Genomic DNA, 18,059 nt, shown 5'->3' with positions numbered 1-18,059 from the left:
ATAGATTAGTAGACAAATTTACGGGTGGTTAAGCTGTTCGCCCTGTGAAAATAATATTAACGTTGTACAGGCAGAGGCGTTATAAGTCTGGCTGCAAGAAAATTTATAGCGTATGAACCAGGTACTGTGTAATTAAGGTGATTCAGAAAATAACCATATTAATATTTTTTCTCCAGCCCGGAATAGCAATCAGGCATGAACTAAATCCCCCAGCGTCACCATCAGCATCATCGGGTCAATGGGCGACGGCTCAAACCCCACCCGCAGGTAAAACTCCCGCGCTTCATCCGACAGGGCGTGAACCAGCATCCCGCGAATGCCGATAGTCTCTGCCACCTGAATCACCCGCAGCCCGGCATCCCGCATCAGCGCCCGTCCGACGCCCTTCCCATGCAGAGATTTATCCACCGCCAGACGTCCCAATACCATAACTGGAATCGGGTCAGGCATATTGTGGCGGAAGTGGCCAGGCGCAGTATTCGTCGTCACAGCGCTGGAAGCTAGCGAGTAGTAAGCCATCACCTTAGCATCGTCGCAGCAGACAAACGTGCGGGACGCGCCAGAAAGCTGGTTCTTCATCGCCCGCTGTTTCAGCCAGTTATCCATAGAATCCACGCCGCAACAAAACGGGGTAAGAATATGCCCGGCGTGAAGCGGCTCAGGGGCAGAGATCACTTTTCCTGCTCCCACGGAGCAGGAGTCTGCATGGTTTTACGCAGTGCAGCATTAGGCGAAGGAGCCTGATCCAGACGAGTCAGAAATTCCTGATAAGCCTGCGGATCGGCCATAATGATGCGCTGCTCGATCAGCGCCTCTTCCGCTGCGGCGCGGGCGGCCTCCAGCACAAAGTCAGTGCGGTTTTTCCCTCTGGCTTTCGCCGCCCGATCGATAAGTTCGCGCTCGGCGGGCTTAATGCGCAGGTTCAGAGTTTCGCGTTTCATCGCCATACTGTTTGTGGCTGGCATGGAGTTGTCCTCTTGTGTTTCAGTGGATATTAAGTATACAACTCATGTAACGCAGATGTCATTACGATAAATTCAGAAGGTATCGAACCTGAATCTTCCCGAGTCCGGGCACTGTCATTGTGTTAACGACAGTCAACAATCAGCCGCCCGCGGACTTTGCCTTCCAGCAGGTCCTGAGCCCCTTGCCGGGCTTCACTTAGCGGAATTACCTGCGTCAGCTGGCTCAGCAGATCGCTATCGAGTAATTCTCCGAGCCGTTGCCAGGCTTGCTGGCGCAGCGGGATCGGGCACATCACGCTATCCACGCCAGCCAGCGTAATGCCGCGCAAAATAAAGGGTGCCACGCTGGTCGGCAGATCCAGTCCCTGCGCCATTCCACAGGCGGCGACCGCACCATCGCGCTGGGTTGCGGCCAGCACATTCGCCAGCGTATGACTGCCGACACTGTCTACCGCGGCCGCCCAGCGCTCTTTCATTAATGGCTTACCGGGCTGCGAGAGTTCGTTGCGATCGATCACCGAGGCCGCGCCCAGCGTATCAAGCAGATAAGCGTGATCGCTGGCGCGTCCGCTGGAGGCCACCACCTGATAGCCGAGGCGGGCCAGCAGGCTGACGCTAAAGCTACCCACACCGCCACTGGCACCGGTGACCAGCACCGGACCGCGATCCGGCGTGATGCCCTGTTTTTCCAGCGCCATCACACACAGCATGGCGGTCAGACCCGCAGTGCCAATCGCCATGGTTTGCAACGGGCTGAGCGTGGCGGGCACTTCGACCAGCCAGTCGCCGCTCACGCTGGCTTTCTGCGCCAGGCCACCCCACTGTTTTTCACCCACGCCCCAGCCGGTGAGCAGGGCGACATCATCCTGCTGCCAGTCGGGATGGCGGCTGGCGGTAACCCGTCCAACAAAATCGATACCCGGCACCATCGGGAAGTGACGCACAATCGGCCCTTTATTGCAGATCGCCAGCGCATCTTTGTAGTTAAGGGAGGAGTAGCTGACGTCGAGAGTGACATCGTGATCGGGCAGTTGTGATTCGGGAAGATCTTTCAGCAAAGAACGGTAACCCTGTTCGTCATTTTCAATGACCAGTGCCTTGAACATGCAGCCTCCGGCAAAATAGGAAAGAGGGGAATAAGTTTACGCCTGACTGACGGATTGCGGTAGGGATAGGGTCGCTAAGCTGCGCGCTGTCGCTCGCATCGATCGTTAAACGGCGTAAATCCTGATCGGGCCGGGAATGAACTTCGTGCATAAATCTGCATATAATTCAGATAATTAATCGGATAATATGATTTTTATTTGTTTTTAGTTATTAAAATCAATGATTTAATTATCTGTGGGTTTGACTATTTAATTGGCGCGTGCGGCTTGTTCGCGTCAGAAAAAGATGACATTATGACCGCCACTTTTTGAACCTGCTTATCTCTTTCAGAGGACGTTGCCATGTCCGGTTTACCGCGCACTCGCTCTGGTTACCGTTCGTTTTTTGCGGCTTACGCCCGATTCTGTTCCGTCCTGCTGAACACCTTCCTGATCGCCATGCGGTGAGGCCAGCCAGCGGCTGCACGCGGCCGCATGATGCTATCTGACACTATTCGCCGGGGAGATCTCCCCATTGCTGTGCCTCTGGCACTCAGCCCCTGACGTTAGGGATTTGCCTTATGACTCCACTTAAAATTGCTGCCAGCGCCGCGGTGGCGCCCAACCTGACCCTTAACACCACGCGCGATGTGGTCACGCTGGATAACACCGACTTTACCGACGTCGCGGCGGTCGTTGTCTCACTGGCGGATAGCCGCAGTGGCGTGCTGGCCCTGTTACGCCATACCGGCTTTAACCTGCCGGTATTTGTCGCCAACGCGTTTGAAGAAGAGGTGATGCATCTGCCTGGCGTCAGCGGTGAGCTGAATGGCGATCCGCAGGACTGGCTGGCGCTGGAAGCTGCTGCTCAGGCCTATGAAGCGGCGCTGCTGCCACCCTTTTTCGAGACGCTGACCCGCTATGTGGATATGCAAAACAGCACCTTCGCCTGTCCGGGACATCAGGGCGGGGCCTTCTTCAAAAAGCATCCGGCGGGTAAACAGTTCTTCGATTTTTACGGCGAGAATGTGTTCCGTTCCGATATGTGCAACGCCGACGTCAAACTGGGGGATCTGCTGATCCACGAAGGCTCGGCGAAAGATGCACAGAAGTATGCGGCGAAAGTGTTTAACGCCGATAAAACCTACTTCGTGCTGAACGGCACCTCCAGCGCCAATAAAGTGGTGACCAACGCGCTGTTAACACGCGGAGACCTGGTGCTGTTTGACCGCAACAACCATAAGTCGAACCATCATGGCGCACTGATTCAGGCGGGTGCGACGCCGGTCTATCTGGAAGCGGCGCGCAACCCCTTTGGCTTTATCGGCGGCATTGATGCGCACTGTTTCGATGAAGCCTATCTGCGCGAGCAGATCGGCAAGGTGGCGCCACAGCGCGCCACGGAAGCACGTCCTTTTCGTCTGGCGATTATCCAGCTGGGCACCTATGACGGTACCGTTTATAACGCGCGTCAGGTGGTGGACCGCATTGGTCACCTGTGCGATTACATCCTGTTCGATTCCGCCTGGCTCGGCTATGAGCAGTTCATCCCGCTGATGGAAGGATGTTCGCCGCTGACCCTGACGCTGAATGAAAACGATCCCGGCATTTTTGTCACCCAGTCGGTGCACAAGCAGCTGGCGGGCTTTTCGCAAACCTCGCAGATTCATAAAAAAGACAACCACATTCGCGGGCAGCGGCGCTTTTGCCCGCATAAACGCCTGAATAACGCCTTTATGCTGCACGCCTCAACCAGTCCGTTCTATCCGCTGTTCGCAGCGCTGGATATCAACGCGCGTATGCATCAGGGCGAGGCGGGACGGCGGATGTGGGATGAGTGCGTCACGCTGGGGATCGAGGCACGCAAAGCGATCCTTGAGCGATGCGACATGATCCTGCCGTTTGTGCCGGAGACGGTCGGAGGCCAGCCCTGGCAGGCGGCTGCAACGGAAACCATCGCCCGTGATCTGCGCTATTTTAGCTTTGAACCGCAGGCAAACTGGCACGGCTTTGCGGGTTATGCCCGCGACCAGTATCGGGTCGATCCCTGCAAGCTGCTGCTGACCACGCCGGGCATTGATGCGGCGAGCGGTGACTATGCCGACTTTGGTATTCCTGCCACCATTCTGGCTAACTATCTGCGTGAGAACGGTATCGTGCCGGAGAAGTGCGATCTTAATTCGATCCTGTTCCTGCTGACGCCTGCCGAGACGCCGGAAAAAATGGCCAATCTGGTGGCGATGCTGGCGCAGTTTGAACAGCATGTGAAAGAGGATGCGCCGCTGGCGGAAGTGCTGCCGACCATTTACCGCAAGAATGCCCAGCGTTATGCCGGATATACCCTGCGTCGCCTGTGCCAGGAGATGCACGATCTCTACGTCAGTCACGATGTGAAGGGCCTGCAACGAATGATGTTCCGCGAGGCGGGCTTGCCGCCGGTGGCGGTGAATCCGCAGGATGCGCATCAGGCGTATATTCGCGGAGAGGTGGAACTGGTGCCGATCGCCGAAGCCGAAGGCCGTGTCGCTGCGGAAGGCGCGCTGCCTTATCCGCCAGGCGTCCTCTGCGTGGTGCCCGGTGAAGTGTGGGGCGGCGCGGTGCAGCGCTATTTCCTGGCGCTGGAAGAGGGAGTGAATTTACTGCCGGGCTTTTCGCCGGAGTTGCAGGGCGTTTACACCGAAGAGGATGCCGCAGGGCGTAAGTATCTGGTGGCCAATATGATGGTGGGGCGCTGATCTGATCTGAGCGTGGGCAGAGGCGGGTAGCGGCCCGCCGGACCTTGTTGTTCGCTGCGCGAACGGGCTATGAGCGGGTTTCGTTCGCTGGCTGGCTGGCTGGTGGGGTTCGCTGCGCGAACGGGCTATGAGCAGGTTTCGTTCGCCGGCTGGCTGGCTGGTGGGGTTCGCTGCGCGAACGGGCTATGAGCGGGTTTCGTTCGCCGGCTGGCTGCGGCAGTTTCAGCTTCGCCGCTGCCGGCGACCGACAAGGGGGCGCCCGTCGCCGCGCCCCCTTGACCCCGGGCTCCGGCCTGCTTCACCGCCGCTTCGCGGTCCCTTCGCTTCTTCCAGATTTCTCACGGACCGGCCCGGACGCGCCATCCCTGGCGCGGCCCCGCCTCTTCGCGACATCCCTGTCGCTCGTCCTGAAATCCCTCATCCGCTTAGCGCTTCAGACGGCCTCCCAACCCCTCGCTGTTATTTCTGCGTTTCCTGGTGAGTTCTTCGTCGCTGTATGTCTGAGCACAATGACTGTCGGTGCTGCTGGTTTTTCAGGGCCGTTGTCGTGAGAAAAAAGAAAACATCCAGCCCCAGCCCGCCGCCAGGCGTCATTACACAAACCCCCAGACGACACCGGACTATTAAAAAAACAGAGATACCACAGACGGGGTTTTACCCGAGGCGTCCGAAGCGCTGAGGAGTGAGCGAAGGCGAGGAAGAGCCGACAGGACGTCGGCGAAAGGACGGCCTCGCCAGGGACGGCGAGTCCGGACGGTCCGTCGACCGCAGGGATTGACGAAGGGACCGCGCGCAGCGTGGCGCGAAGGCAGCCGGACGCCGGGATTGTTAAGGGGCGGGCGTCCGCCCCTTGACGCGTCCGCCCGCTCGGGCAATCTGAAACTCCCTAACGCCTGGCGGACGAAACCTCACTCTTTGTCAGCCCGCAGCCATGCGTTACCTGGCCCAGCCCGCTGCCAGGCGAAACACTCCACCGCTGCGAAGCGAAACATCAAAATCCACGATAACTACGCTGCGCGGTACTCACCTTATAGAGATAACGACGTGACTCCGCCGAAGGATGCTGGCTGGTCAGGGTCTGATAAACCTTGTTCGGTGACATGCTGTTGATCATCGAAAACGCCCGATCTTTATCACTGGAGAAGACCCGCAATACGCTGCCGGCACCGCCGTTATAAGCGGTGATCACCGCATAGCGACGTGATACCGGATCCTGAATGCCGCCCAGATAGCTGCGCTGCAACAGCGACAGATAAGCCGTACCAGCGTCGATATTGTTCTCTGGATCAAGCAGATAGCTACGGCTCGGTTTGCCCCATTTGCCTTTCATGCGGAACACGTCGACCCCGGCGGTATGCTGCACCACCTGCATCAGGCCCAGCGCATCGGCGTGGCTCACCGCATAGGGGTTGAAGCTCGACTCGGTCTGCATAATCGCCAGAATCAGTGAGGCGTCCACACCATACTGTTCCGACGCTTTACGCACCATCGGCAGATATTTGTGCGCACGCTTATCCAGATGGTTCGGCACCATCGGAATCGAGATCGAGTAGATCACATGCAGGCCCGAGGTGCGGCGCTGCAATTTATTCTGGATCAGGTAATCTGCAAAGGCCTCGGCGCGACCCTGCCAGCGGATCGGCTGGCCGGTATTGTCCAGCACCTGACCATAAAGCAGCGGCTCTTTGCTGATCACAATATCGTTGGCGTCGGAATAGAGATCGACGTTGCCCGGATCTTCACCAATCAGCAACGTGGTCACAATCGCCTGGCGCAGGCTGGCCATCGGATCGGTACCGGCAATGGTCTCAATCGTCAGCTTACCGCTTTCGAAGTTGATGTGGCTGCGGGTGTAATAGTTGTCGCTATATTTGACGTAATCTTTAGGTCCGGCGATCAGGACCTCATTAATACCCCAGATATTCTCAATATTATGGGCAAACTGGCCCATCAGAATATCGAAACCGTTGGTGTCTTTTACCCAATCTTCATGAAACTGCTGTTTTTTTTGTCCGGAGCAGGAAACCAGAAGTGGTGCCACCACCAGCAGGGCGATCAATTTTTTATTCATTGGGAGTGCATGCCTGATCGGGATAACGAGCCTCAACGCAGAGGCCCAAATGTTTACGCTTCTGGCGGTGTATAGCCTTCGATATGAACGTCTTTGCCTTCAAACAGGAAATTGATCATCTCCTTCTCCAGCACCTTACGATCTTCCGGATTCATCATGTTGAGCTTCTTCTCATTGATCAACATGGTCTGTTTCGCCATCCATTTCTGCCAGGCTTCTTTCGAAATCTCGTTGTAAATACGCTTGCCCAGATCGCCAGGATAGAGCTGAAAATCCTGCCCTTCCGCGTCGCGTTGTAAAAAAGTACAAAAAATGGTGCGGCTCATGATTCTTCCTCATTGATCTTACAACTGTCCAAAGCCAGTTGTTGGGGATGGCGCAATTCGTGTAACAGGCGCTCAACCGGCGCGGCTAATCCCACAGATGGTGGCAGCGCTAAGTTATACCAGAGACCGCCCGCTTCATCCATCGCCGCCCCGACAGAAGGCCACGCCAGCCACATAGGCACAATGTCCAGATGGAAATGGCTGAAGGTGTGGCGGAAAGCGGTCAGCTGCTGTGGTTGGGCGTGGATACCGCGAGCAATCAACCAGTCAGTCAGTGCGGCTTCGCTGGTGAACTGCGGGAAGCAGAACAGGCCGCCCCACAGCCCGACCGGGGGACGCTGCTCCAGCCAGACCTGATCGCCATGTTGCATCATCAGGAACCAGCCGCTGCGTTCCGGTAATACCTGCTTCGGTTTTTTACCGGGATAGCTGGCCCAGCTGTGATGAGCATAGGCTTCGCAACCGCTGTTCAGCGGACAGATATCGCATTTCGGTTTCGAGCGGGTGCAGACGATAGCGCCCAGATCCATCATCGCCTGATTAAACTGGCTTACGCCCCCGGCGGGCGTTACGGTTTCGCTGATCTGCCATAAGCGCTTCTCAACCTCTTTCTTGCCCGGCCAGCCGCCAACGGCGTAACACCGCGCCAGCACGCGCTTGACGTTGCCGTCGAGAATCGGGAAGTGCTGACCCAGTGACAGTGACAACACCGCGCCGGCGGTGGAGCGTCCGACGCCGGGCAGGGCGGCAACCTCATCGAAGTTCTGCGGGAACTCGCCCTGGTGAACCTCAACAATCTGCTTTGCCGCCTTGTGCAGATTACGCGCCCTGGCGTAATAGCCCAGACCGGTCCACAGATGCAGCACTTCATCCAGCGGCGCAGCCGCCAGATCGCCCACCGTGGGGAAGCGCGCCATAAAGCGTTCAAAGTAGGGAATAACCGTGGCAACCTGGGTTTGCTGTAACATCACTTCGGACAGCCACACCTTATAAGGCGTTTTTTCCAGCTGCCAGGGCAGGGTTTTGCGGCCAAAGCGCTGATACCAGTCCAGCACTTGTTGCGCGAACTGCGGCGCTTGCATCATAAGAAGGAAATTTTCCGTGTTTACTCTACACTCAGGCAGGAATTCCAGCACATGCGCACCTGGGTGTAAACCGGAAGATTGCAAAGGCTTGCTTCTGCTTATGAACTTTGCATAATGCCCGTTTCCCAGAACAGGCTAACCAGCAGGCTTCGACATGATTAATGACGTCATCACCCCAGAATTTGATGAGAACGGGCGGCCATTGCGCCGGATCCGCAGTTTTGTACGCCGCCAGGGCCGCTTAACCAAAGGGCAGCAGCAGGCTGTTGATACATACTGGCCAGAGATGGGAGTGGAATATCAGCCGGAGCCGATCGATCTCCCCCAGCTGTTTGGACGTGACGCGCCGGTCACGCTGGAAATTGGCTTTGGCATGGGCGCTTCGCTGGTCACCATGGCGCAAAATACACCACACCAGAATTTCCTCGGCATTGAAGTCCACCTGCCGGGCGTGGGTGCCTGTCTGGCTTCCGCTAAAGAAGCGGGCGTCGATAACCTGCGCGTGATGTGTCACGACGCGGTGGAAGTGCTGGAGAAGATGATCCCTGATAACTCGCTGCGTATGGTCCAGCTGTTCTTCCCCGATCCCTGGCATAAAGCCCGTCACAATAAACGTCGTATCGTCCAGGTGCCGTTTGCCGAGCTGGTGATGCGTAAGCTGAAGCTGGGCGGCGTATTCCACATGGCAACCGACTGGGAAGCCTACGCTGAACATATGCTGGAAGTGATGAACAGCATCGATGGCTTCCGCAACCAGTCAGAACAGCAGAATTATGTGCCGCGTCCCGAGACGCGTCCACTGACCAAGTTTGAGCAGCGCGGGCAGCGTTTAGGCCACGGCGTATGGGATTTAATGTTTGAGAGGGTGAAATAATGGCCACACAACGCAGCCGCCGTTTACGTAAAAAATTGCACATTGATGAGTTTCAGGAACTCGGTTTCTCGGTGGCCTGGCGCTTCCCGGAAGGGACCAGCGAGAGCGAAATTGATGAGACGCTGAACCAGTTCATCAACGAAGCGATCGATCCTAACGGTCTGGCCTTTGATGGCAGCGGTTACCTGGTGTGGGAAGGTCTGATCTGCCTGCAAAAAACCGGTAAATGCACCGATGAGCATCGTGAACTGGTGCGTAAATGGCTGGAAGACCGCAAGGTGCAGGATGTGCAGGTGACTGAACTGTTTGATGTCTGGTGGGACTAAGTAACACGACGCCGGGCTGCGCAACAGGGGAGAAATGATCTCTCACTGCAGCGCAGCCCGGCCCTTCAGGATCGTTCAGACAGTAGATAAGGGAGATTCTATGATGCGTAAAGCGCTTCTTGCTGTGCTGCTGGTGGCAGCGACCCAGGCTCAGGCGGCCTATGAATGCAGCGTTAAGCCACAGGATGATGTGGTGATCACGCCGCAAAGCGTGCAGGTGGTGGGCGCTAATGGCAATCTGCAGATTACCCCGCAGGGCGAGGTGCAGTTCAACGGCCAGAAGGTGTCGCTGGACAGTGCCGGTCGCCAGAAAGCCATCGACTATCAAACGGCTTTACGGCGCGATCTGCCGTGGATCGACAGCGGTGCCACCTCGCGGCTGGAAAAAGGACGCGCGGCACTGGATCGGGTGATTGTTGAGAAGCTGGGCGAGAACAGTAACGTTCGCAATCGCCTGACTACCCTGAACGGTCAGCTGAAACAGCAGATGAACCGCATCATTGAACACCGGCCGGATGGCCTGACCTTCCATCATCAGGCGATCGACACTGTGCGTGCCGACGGCGAGCGGCTGGTGCAGTCAACGCTGGGTGGCGTGATGCAGGACAGCCTGAACGAGATGGGCAGTCAGCAGGCGAGCGGCGGCAGTAATCCGCTGCAGGCCATTATGGGTAATCTGGGCGGTTTGCAGCAGTCGATTCAGGCGGAGTGGAGCAAGCAGGAGCAGGATTTCCAGAACTTCGGTCACGAAGTCTGTAACCGCGTCATTTCGTTAGAAGATCAGCGCAAAGGGTTGGTTGCCGGTCTGAACAAATAATCTGACGCCTCAGCCCGCAGGCTGAGGCGTACCTCTTACTCTTCCGGTAAAAACAGCTCTAACAGCGAATTGAGAAACAGTTTCCCTTTCTCACTGATCTGCCACTCTTCAGCCGTTTCCACCACATAACCTGCCGCAATCGCCGCCTCCATCTGCGGGCGGATCACCTGTTCCGGCAAACCGGTATAACGGGTAAATTCACTGCGCGGCGCGGCTTCCAGCAGCCGGAAGCGATTCATAAAGTATTCAAACGGCTTGTCGATGTCGGCCACGTCATACTGCTTTTCGCGATAATTACCCTGCATAAAGCCACGCGGATGACGGGTCTTCACCGTCCTGACGATACGACCATCGGGCTGGGTCAGTTTGCCGTGCGCACCACAACCGATGCCGAGATAATCCCCGAAGCGCCAGTAGTTGAGGTTATGTTCACAGCGGTAACCCGGCTTCGCATAGGCGGAGGTTTCATACTGCTGATAGCCAGCAGCGCTTAGCAGCTGATGACCCTGCTCGTAAATATCCCACAGCGCATCATCATCCGGCAGCACCGGCGGTCGTGAACCAAACAGCGTGTTGGGTTCAATGGTCAGCTGATACCAGGAAAGATGCGGCGGATTAAGCGCGATCGCCTGACGCAGATCGTCAAGCGCTTCGTCCAGCGACTGATCGGGCAGGCCGTGCATCAGGTCGAGGTTAAAGCTGCGCAGCTGTAATCCCTCGGCCAGCTTCGCGGCACGCTTCGCCTCGTCCGGACCGTGAATACGTCCCAGTCGCTGCAGCTTTTGCGGGCTGAAACTCTGGACGCCAATCGAGATCCGGTTAATACCGGCACGCTGATAGGCGCTGAAGCGGTCCGCTTCAACGGTACCCGGATTCGCTTCCATGGTGATCTCTGCACCCGCCGCCAGCGTCAGCCGTGAACGTACGCCATCCATCAGCAACTGCATCGCACTGCCGCTCAGCAGGCTGGGCGTGCCGCCGCCGATGAAAATGGTGCGCACCTCACGATCAGCGATCAGCGGTAAGTCCTGATCCAGATCGCGCAGCAGGTGCTGCACGTATTCAACGTGCGGCACCTCATCTTTCAGCGCATGGGAGTTAAAATCACAGTAGGGACACTTCTGTACGCACCACGGAATGTGGATATACAGACTTAACGGCGGCAGATTAGGCATTACGCATCGCTTCCAGCAACAGCGTCAATGCTTTACCCCGGTGAGAAACCTCGCCTTTTTCCGCTTTGCTCAGTTCGGCAGCGGTTTTACCCAGCGCCGGCACGAAGAAAATCGGGTCGTAACCAAAGCCACCAGCGCCAGCCGCCGCACGGGTGATCTCACCCTGCCAGCTACCGTGGAACACCAGCGGCGTCGGATCGTCGGCGTGACGCAGATAGACCAGCACGCAGTGAAACTGCGCCTGACGCTGGCCGTCAGGCACGTTTTCCAGCGCCTGCAGCAGTTTCTCCAGATTCTGCTGATCGCTGGCTTCTTCACCGGCGTAACGCGCGGAGTAGATACCCGGCGCGCCGCCCAGCGCATCCACCGCCAGCCCGGAATCATCCGCGATGGCCGGTAAACCGGTGATCTTCGCCGCATGACGTGCTTTGAGAATGGCGTTCTCAATAAAGGTCAGGCCGGTTTCTTCAGCCGATTCCACCCCAAGTTCGGTCTGGGCGACAATATCCAGGCCGAAGGCGGAGAGCAGATCCGCCAGTTCACGCACCTTGCCGGGATTACCGGTGGCGAGGACAACTTTTTGCATAACAGTTCCAGTTTGGTTCATTTACAGCAAATACCAGAGACCCGGGAACAGGTCCATGCCGAGAAAGTTCAGGGCATACAGCACCAGAATAACGATCATGGCGGAGAAATCGATGCCGCCCATCGCGGGCAGCACGCGGCGAATCGGTGCCATCAGCGGTTCGGTCAGCTGAATCAGCACGTAATCAATCGGGCCGCGACCCTGACTGATCCAGCTCATCAGTGAGCGGATGATGATGACCCAGAACACCAGATAGCCGGCGGATTTGACCAGCGAGAGCAGACCGACCAGCAGGTTGGTCGGATCGACGGAGAACACCCCGACCTGAATCAGCAGCAGAATCGGATATTTCAGCGTGGTCAGCACAAACGCCAGCAGCAGCGAGGCGGTATCGATCGGGCCGAGCGCCGGGAGTACGCGACGCAGCGGCTTGATGATGGGCTGCGTCACTTTCACCACGAACTGTGCCAACGGGTTATAAAAATCGCAGCGCGCCCACTGCATCCAGATGCGTAACAGCAGCACCATGACGTAGAGATCGATCAGCGTTTTTACTAAAAACGTCATTGTTAACATGAAGTTCCTCTATTATTGTTGTGAGTTGCGCGCAGCGTCGCGAGCGCCAAAAATGGCGGTGCCGATGCGCACCATCGTACTGCCTGCGGCGATTGCCGCCTCCATGTCATCGCTCATTCCCAGCGAGAGCGTATCGATAGCGGGATAGTCCTGCTGCAACTGCCGGAAGGCTTCAGCCATCTGCTGGCACACCGCCAGTTGCCGGTCATAATCGCTTTCCGCTGCCGGTATGGCCATCAGCCCACGCAGCCGAAGCTGCGGCAGCGCAGCGATCTGCTGCGCCAGTCCGGAAACAGCATCCAGCATGATGCCAGATTTGCTGTTCTCGTCACTGATATTTACCTGAATTAACACATTCAGCGGCGGCAGCGTCGCGGGACGCTGATCGTTGAGCCGCTGTGCAATGCGCTGACGGTCAATGGTGTGACACCAGTCAAAGTTTTCCGCCACCAGGCGACTTTTGTTCGACTGCAGCGGGCCAATGAAGTGCCACTCCAGCTGAGGATGTGCGGCCAGTGCCTGAACCTTTTCAACCCCTTCCTGAACGTAATTTTCACCAAAGGCGATCTGACCAGCTGCGGCGGCTTCTTCGACCGCGCTCGCAGGTTTGGTTTTACTGACTGCAAGCAACGTAATTTCTTCTGGCGCGCGGCCGCAACGCGCGGCGGCGGCGGCGATTCGTTGCCGCACTTGCTGTAGGTTGTGCTGGATTGAGGTCATAGTCAGGAGAAATCATGAATCTGGATGAAATGGTGGCGCTTAGTGTAAAGCATAATGCCGCCGATCTGCACCTTTGCAGCGGACATTTGCCCTACTGGCGACGTCAGGGAAAGCTGGAGGCGATCCCGCAGCAGGCCAGGCTGCCGTCAGCGTGGATGGAACAGTTTGTCACCCAATGGCTCGATAACCTGCAGCGTCAGCAGCTGGAGTGCGACGGGCAGCTCGATTTTGCCCTGACGCTGGTAAACGGTCAGCGGCTGCGTGCCAGCCTGTTCCTGCAGCGTAACGGCCTGTCGCTGGCGCTGCGCATCATCGCCGGGCAGTGTCCGACGCTGGAGAGCCTGCGGCTGCCGCCAGGCGTGCTGGCCCTGCTGACGCTTCAGGATGGGCTGATTCTGGTCACCGGCGCCACCGGCAGCGGCAAGTCTACCACGCTGGCGGCGCTGGTGGATGCGCTGAATCGCCAGCAGGCGCGGCACATTATTACGCTGGAAGATCCGATTGAGTTTATCCATCACAGCCAGCAGTCACTGATTCAGCAGCGTGAAATTGGCCTGCACTGCGCCTCGTTCAGCCTTGGAGTAAAGGCGGCGCTGCGCGAAGATCCGGATGTGATTCTGCTGGGCGAACTGCGCGACAGCGACACCATCCGTCAGGCACTGACCGCGGCGGAGACCGGCCATCTGGTGCTGGCGACGCTGCATACCCGTGGTGCGGTACAGGCGGTTGATCGGCTGGTCGATGTCTTTCCGGCAGAAGAGAAACAGCTGGTGCGCAGTCAGCTGGCGGGCAGTCTGAAAGCGGTGATTGCCCAGCGGCTGGTGCCGTCTATCGACCAGAAACGTATTGGCCTGTTCGAAGTGCTGGTGGCAACGCCCGCGATTGTGAACCTGATCCGCGAAGGCAAGATGCACCAGATCCCGGCGCTGCTGCAAACCGGTGCGCAGGCCGGAATGCAGACCTTCGAGCAGAGCCGGCTGGCCCGCCAGGCCGAAGGGTGGCTTCAGTAGTGGTTCTCGAACCAGTCCTGCAGAATGATGGCGGCAGATTGTGAATCCACCGAGCCTTTGTTTAACGCGCGGTAGCCGCCGCGTTCAAACAGTCCGGCGCGGGCTTCGACCGTGCTGAGGCGCTCATCCTGCAGTTCGACCCGGATGCCGAAGCGGCCGTGCAGCCGGTTAGCAAATTTGCGCGCGCGGGCGGTCAGCGGCTGTTCGGTGCCGTCCATATTCAGCGGTAAACCCACCACCACGAAATCGGGCTGCCACTCTTTCAGCAGCTTTTCAATCTGCAGCCAGTCCGGTGTGCCATCCTGCGCTTTAAGCGCCGTCAGCGGGCGGGCGGTGCCGGTCAGTTGCTGACCTACCGCGACACCAATACTTTTGGTGCCGAAGTCGAAACCTAACAGAGTTTGTGTTGACATCAGGCGTGTCCGGCGTCGCTGGCCATGTTGTGTATATCGACGCCAATACTGCGCGCCGCTTCGCGCCAGCGCTCTGAAATCGGCGTCTGGAACAGAATATTGCTGTTAGCGGGCGTGGTCAGCCAGGCATTTTCCATCAGCTCATTCTCCAGCTGATCCTTTTCCCAGGCACAGTAACCCAGCGCCACCAGTACGTTGCTGGGCTGAGAGGCAGTACCAATCGACTCCAGTACGTCGCGGGAAGTGGTGATAACCGTATTGTCTGAAATACGGATGCTGGAGGTAAAGGTGCGTTGAGCCGAATGCAGGATAAAGCCGCGATCTTCCGCCAGCGGACCGCCGGTAAACACCGGTTTATCCAGTTTGATCGCCGGATCGCGATCGTCGGCAGAGATTTTAAGCTTCTTCAGAATGCCTTCAACCGTCAGGTTTTCCATCGGTTTATTGATGATCAGACCCATTGCGCCTTCTTCGTTATGTTCGCAGAGATAAACCACGGAACGTTTGAAGAAAGGGTCCTGCAGTGAAGGCATGGCGATCAAAAAGTGATGCTGTAAATTCATTCTCACACGATGTACCAAAAAAATAACCGGCACGCGACGGCCGCACCGGTATTGGGTTGATCTCGGAGCATGGCCCCGGCGTCATGCTCAGCCCAGGCGCTTCTCAATGGCATCCATCAACATGCCGGTGATGGAAATCGGGAAAGCCGCCTCAATTTCACGCACGCAGGTCGGGCTGGTCACGTTAACTTCTGTCAGTTTATCACCGATGATGTCCAGTCCGACAAAAATCAGCCCTTTCGCTTTCAGAGTCGGGCCGACACGACGGGCGATTTCCCAGTCGCTCTCGCTCAGCGGACGGGCTTCGCCGCGTCCACCGGCCGCGAGGTTACCGCGGGTTTCACCGCCCTGAGGAATACGGGCCAGGCAGTAAGGCACCGGCTCACCATCCACCACCAGCACGCGTTTGTCGCCATCTTTGATTGCCGGAATATAGTTCTGCGCCATGCAGAACCGGCTTTCATGCTCGGTCAGGGTTTCCGTGATAACGCCAAAGTTCGGATCGTCTTTCTTCACCCGAAAAATCGAGGCGCCACCCATGCCATCCAGCGGCTTCATGATGATGTCGCCGTGCTCCTGCCAGAAGGCGCGCAGTTTCTCTTTGCTGCGGGTCACCAGCGTATCCGGCGTGAACTCAGCAAACCAGGCGGTATAGAGCTTTTCGTTACAGTCGCGCAGGCTCTGCGGTTTGTTAACGATCAGCGTACCCAGCTCTTCTGCGCGCTCCAGAATGTAGGTCGCATAGATAAATTCAGTATCGAACGGCGGATCTTTGCGCATCAGTATCACGTTCAGGTCAGCCAGCGGGATCTCCTGCTCGCTGCCAAACTGATACCAGTTATCGGGATTCTGCTCGACGGTTAACAGACGAGTACGGGCAGAGGCGACGCCACCGCGCAGGGAGAGATCGTGCATCTCCATGTAGTGAATCTCGTAACCACGGCGCTGTGCTTCCAGCAACATGGCGAAGCTGGTGTCTTTTTTAATATTGATGGACGAAATAGGGTCCATCACGATGCCAAGTTTAATCATTATTATCTCCTCAGGGAGGCGGCGGTTACCGTCTCGTCTCGTTCGGTCAGCAGTGGGCGCTTAGTCAGCACGCCAGATGGCGGGCGTCGATGACGGCCCGCTGGAAGTATCGCTTAACCCAGGTCGCCAAACCTCACCTGAAGTGCCGTAATGGCGGTCAGCGCGGTGGTTTCGGTACGTAAAACCCGTGGGCCAAGCAGGATGTCAGTAAAATCGTGCTGCGCCGTCATGGCGATCTCGTCAGCGGAGAGCCCGCCTTCAGGGCCAATCAGCAGCCGCACCCGTTCAACCGGCTGCGGTAGCGTATTAATACTGTGGCTGGCGCGCGGATGCAGATTCAGCTTCAGTCCGCTCTCCGCCTCAGCGCACCAGGCTTCCAGCGTCATCGCCTGACGAATTTCCGGCACGCGATTACGGCCGCACTGCTCGCAGGCGGCAATGGCAATCTTCTGCCACTGCTGAATTTTTTTAGCCAGGCGTTCAGCGTCCAGCTTTACACCACAGCGCTCGGAAAACAGCGGCGTAATGACGTTCACCCCCAGCTCAATCGATTTCTGGATAGTAAACTCCATCTTCTCACCGCGCGACATCACCTGACCCAGATGCAGGTGCAGCGGTGACTCGCGATCGTCCGGCTGGCTCTCTGTGACCGATACTTTTACACGCTTTTTATCAACATGCGTGATCTCTGCTGCAAAAGTCAGATTAGTGCCATCAAAGAGTTCCAGATGCTGTCCAGGCGTCATACGAAGCACCCGGCCAACGTGATTGGATGCATCTTCATCCAGCGTAATGTCACTGCCAACGCTCAACGGCCCGGCGTGATAGATGCGAGGTATGCGCATAAGGTTCCTGAGAACTAAGCGCCGTGTGGAATGACACGGCGTCATCGGGAAAAGAGCTAGTTTAGGGCAGGCTTTTTAGCGCTGGCAAGCCTGCTGCACATAAGGATTGTGATTCCCCTGTACCCGCGCGATACGCTGGTCACGTTCGCACTCCCATTTCGTCACCGGATAGAGCTTATCCCAGGCGGTAAACAGCTGAGTTTGCTGGCGCGAAATCCGCAGATGATACTGGTCACGCATATAGAAATAGGTACGGGCAATGGCGCCGCGCGCCCGCGCGGGTGGCTCCGCCTGTTTGAGTTTAAAATCCACCTTCATCTCACACTGACCATACTGCTTTTCACTGCCGTTCCATTGACTGTAGGCGAAGTTGCCGCGGTCGCCATTGACTTCGCCAACGGCCGGTTGCAGGTTGTGCAGATCGGTTTCGATGCGACGATAGTCGGGATCTTTGCTGCAGTTTTTACGGCCGCCGTTTTGCCAGCATTGACGCTGGTGACCAAACTCCCAGGCGGGCATAACGTGTTCCCATTCAATACGTGAAGCGCGATTGGCGTTTTTACGCGCCTGATAGCCGCAGCTGTTCAGGTCAGGTACGCCTTTTTTCCCCTGCCAGCTAATTTTACAGCCGCAGTAAAAGGAGCCGGGCGCATCCGCGTTGATTTCTGCCGCAAAGGCCTTGGCCTGTTGAAAGTTGTTCTGGTGATAGTTATTCAGATTCAGGGCGTCAGCCGCAAAAGGAACCCATAACAGCGCAGCGGCCAGACTAATTATGCGAGACATATTCCAGATTTCTACTCAGTGCTTTAAAAAGGGCGGCAGGGTAACAGAATGCGGAATAGGGCGGAATGGGAA

20 protein-coding genes are annotated in these 18,059 nt (G+C 57.1%); 5 read left to right on the top strand and 15 right to left on the bottom strand.

Annotation, left to right across the window (positions count from 1 at the left end; translation table 11 throughout):
• Positions 1-189: 189 nt before the first annotated feature.
• From WFK59_RS16620 to acuI, 3 genes are all read right to left on the bottom strand, one after another.
• Positions 190-675 carry a GNAT family N-acetyltransferase gene (locus WFK59_RS16620; protein ID WP_336756499.1) on the bottom strand — a complete coding sequence of 162 codons (486 nt, stop codon included), beginning with the start codon at positions 673-675 and terminating at the stop codon, positions 190-192.
• Complete coding sequence (locus tag WFK59_RS16615) at positions 672-965, bottom strand: type II toxin-antitoxin system TacA family antitoxin (RefSeq protein WP_233987158.1); 294 nt, start codon at positions 963-965, stop codon at positions 672-674. Before WFK59_RS16615 ends, WFK59_RS16620 begins: the two co-directional genes overlap by 4 nt.
• Before the next feature lie 122 nt (positions 966-1,087).
• Positions 1,088-2,071: an acrylyl-CoA reductase (NADPH) gene (acuI, locus tag WFK59_RS16610; RefSeq protein ID WP_336756497.1), complete on the bottom strand. Its 984-nt coding sequence runs from the start codon at positions 2,069-2,071 to the stop codon at positions 1,088-1,090.
• 560 nt (positions 2,072-2,631) lie between these two features.
• Between acuI and WFK59_RS16605 the strand changes: the two genes are divergently transcribed.
• Positions 2,632-4,785, top strand: a complete 2,154-nt coding sequence (locus WFK59_RS16605; RefSeq protein WP_233987160.1) for an ornithine decarboxylase — start codon at positions 2,632-2,634, stop codon at positions 4,783-4,785.
• 991 nt (positions 4,786-5,776) lie between these two features.
• On the opposite strand, the gene mltC is transcribed toward WFK59_RS16605, so the two are convergent.
• From mltC to mutY, 3 genes are read right to left on the bottom strand one after another with little or no spacing between them, the layout of a single operon-like run.
• A complete protein-coding gene (gene mltC, locus WFK59_RS16600; protein WP_233987161.1) occupies positions 5,777-6,856 on the bottom strand; it encodes a membrane-bound lytic murein transglycosylase MltC in 1,080 nt (359 codons plus the stop codon).
• A 53-nt stretch (positions 6,857-6,909) separates the two neighbouring features.
• Positions 6,910-7,182: an oxidative damage protection protein gene (locus WFK59_RS16595; RefSeq protein WP_128086611.1), complete on the bottom strand. Its 273-nt coding sequence runs from the start codon at positions 7,180-7,182 to the stop codon at positions 6,910-6,912.
• Positions 7,179-8,267, bottom strand: coding sequence for an A/G-specific adenine glycosylase (mutY, locus tag WFK59_RS16590; protein WP_336756494.1), 1,089 nt, complete (start codon positions 8,265-8,267; stop codon positions 7,179-7,181). The genes WFK59_RS16595 and mutY overlap by 4 nt, the downstream gene beginning before the upstream one ends.
• Positions 8,268-8,421: 154 nt before the next feature.
• On the opposite strand from mutY, the gene trmB reads away from it, so the two are divergent.
• The 3 genes from trmB (at position 8,422) to WFK59_RS16575 (ending at position 10,284) form a co-directional block, all read left to right on the top strand.
• Positions 8,422-9,141, top strand: coding sequence for a tRNA (guanosine(46)-N7)-methyltransferase TrmB (trmB, locus tag WFK59_RS16585; RefSeq protein ID WP_233987163.1), 720 nt, complete (start codon positions 8,422-8,424; stop codon positions 9,139-9,141).
• Positions 9,141-9,467, top strand: coding sequence for a YggL family protein (locus tag WFK59_RS16580; protein ID WP_233987164.1), 327 nt, complete (start codon positions 9,141-9,143; stop codon positions 9,465-9,467). The genes trmB and WFK59_RS16580 overlap by 1 nt, the downstream gene beginning before the upstream one ends.
• 100 nt (positions 9,468-9,567) lie before the next feature.
• Positions 9,568-10,284 (top strand): DUF2884 domain-containing protein, encoded by a 717-nt coding sequence (locus WFK59_RS16575; RefSeq protein WP_233987165.1) that lies wholly within the window; start codon positions 9,568-9,570, stop codon positions 10,282-10,284.
• A 35-nt stretch (positions 10,285-10,319) separates the two neighbouring features.
• On the opposite strand, the gene hemW is transcribed toward WFK59_RS16575, so the two are convergent.
• The 4 genes from hemW to WFK59_RS16555 are packed head-to-tail and all read right to left on the bottom strand — an operon-like array spanning position 10,320 to position 13,341.
• Positions 10,320-11,459, bottom strand: a complete 1,140-nt coding sequence (gene hemW / locus WFK59_RS16570) for a radical SAM family heme chaperone HemW (protein WP_336756491.1) — start codon at positions 11,457-11,459, stop codon at positions 10,320-10,322.
• Positions 11,452-12,045 (bottom strand): XTP/dITP diphosphatase, encoded by a 594-nt coding sequence (locus tag WFK59_RS16565; protein WP_233987167.1) that lies wholly within the window; start codon positions 12,043-12,045, stop codon positions 11,452-11,454. Before WFK59_RS16565 ends, hemW begins: the two co-directional genes overlap by 8 nt.
• Before the next feature lie 21 nt (positions 12,046-12,066).
• Entirely contained in the window at positions 12,067-12,621 is a 555-nt protein-coding gene (locus WFK59_RS16560) for a YggT family protein (protein WP_094120697.1), read from the bottom strand.
• Positions 12,622-12,633: 12 nt separating this feature from the next.
• Positions 12,634-13,341: a YggS family pyridoxal phosphate-dependent enzyme gene (locus WFK59_RS16555; protein ID WP_233987168.1), complete on the bottom strand. Its 708-nt coding sequence runs from the start codon at positions 13,339-13,341 to the stop codon at positions 12,634-12,636.
• A 14-nt stretch (positions 13,342-13,355) separates the two neighbouring features.
• On the opposite strand from WFK59_RS16555, the gene WFK59_RS16550 reads away from it, so the two are divergent.
• Entirely contained in the window at positions 13,356-14,351 is a 996-nt protein-coding gene (locus WFK59_RS16550; protein ID WP_233987169.1) for a type IV pilus twitching motility protein PilT, read from the top strand.
• On the opposite strand, the gene ruvX is transcribed toward WFK59_RS16550, so the two are convergent.
• The 5 genes from ruvX to endA form a co-directional block, all read right to left on the bottom strand.
• The gene (gene ruvX / locus WFK59_RS16545) at positions 14,345-14,764 is read right to left on the bottom strand and encodes a Holliday junction resolvase RuvX (protein ID WP_094120694.1); all 420 of its coding nucleotides are present in this window, start codon (positions 14,762-14,764) and stop codon (positions 14,345-14,347) included. The genes WFK59_RS16550 and ruvX overlap by 7 nt on opposite strands.
• Positions 14,764-15,327, bottom strand: a complete 564-nt coding sequence (locus tag WFK59_RS16540) for a YqgE/AlgH family protein (RefSeq protein WP_233987170.1) — start codon at positions 15,325-15,327, stop codon at positions 14,764-14,766. Before WFK59_RS16540 ends, ruvX begins: the two co-directional genes overlap by 1 nt.
• Positions 15,328-15,414: 87 nt before the next feature.
• Positions 15,415-16,359 carry a glutathione synthase gene (gene gshB, locus WFK59_RS16535; protein ID WP_233987171.1) on the bottom strand — a complete coding sequence of 315 codons (945 nt, stop codon included), beginning with the start codon at positions 16,357-16,359 and terminating at the stop codon, positions 15,415-15,417.
• 113 nt (positions 16,360-16,472) lie between these two features.
• Entirely contained in the window at positions 16,473-17,204 is a 732-nt protein-coding gene (gene rsmE / locus WFK59_RS16530) for a 16S rRNA (uracil(1498)-N(3))-methyltransferase (protein ID WP_233987172.1), read from the bottom strand.
• Positions 17,205-17,279: 75 nt separating this feature from the next.
• Positions 17,280-17,987: a deoxyribonuclease I gene (gene endA, locus WFK59_RS16525; RefSeq protein ID WP_233987173.1), complete on the bottom strand. Its 708-nt coding sequence runs from the start codon at positions 17,985-17,987 to the stop codon at positions 17,280-17,282.
• Between the last annotated feature and the right edge of the window lie 72 nt (positions 17,988-18,059).

This window comes from Pantoea sp. USHLN298, assembly GCF_037149395.1.
Classification (GTDB): domain Bacteria; phylum Pseudomonadota; class Gammaproteobacteria; order Enterobacterales; family Enterobacteriaceae; genus Pantoea; species Pantoea astica.
Note: the sequence above shows the minus strand (reverse complement) of the source record. Positions and strands in the feature narration are given on the sequence as shown.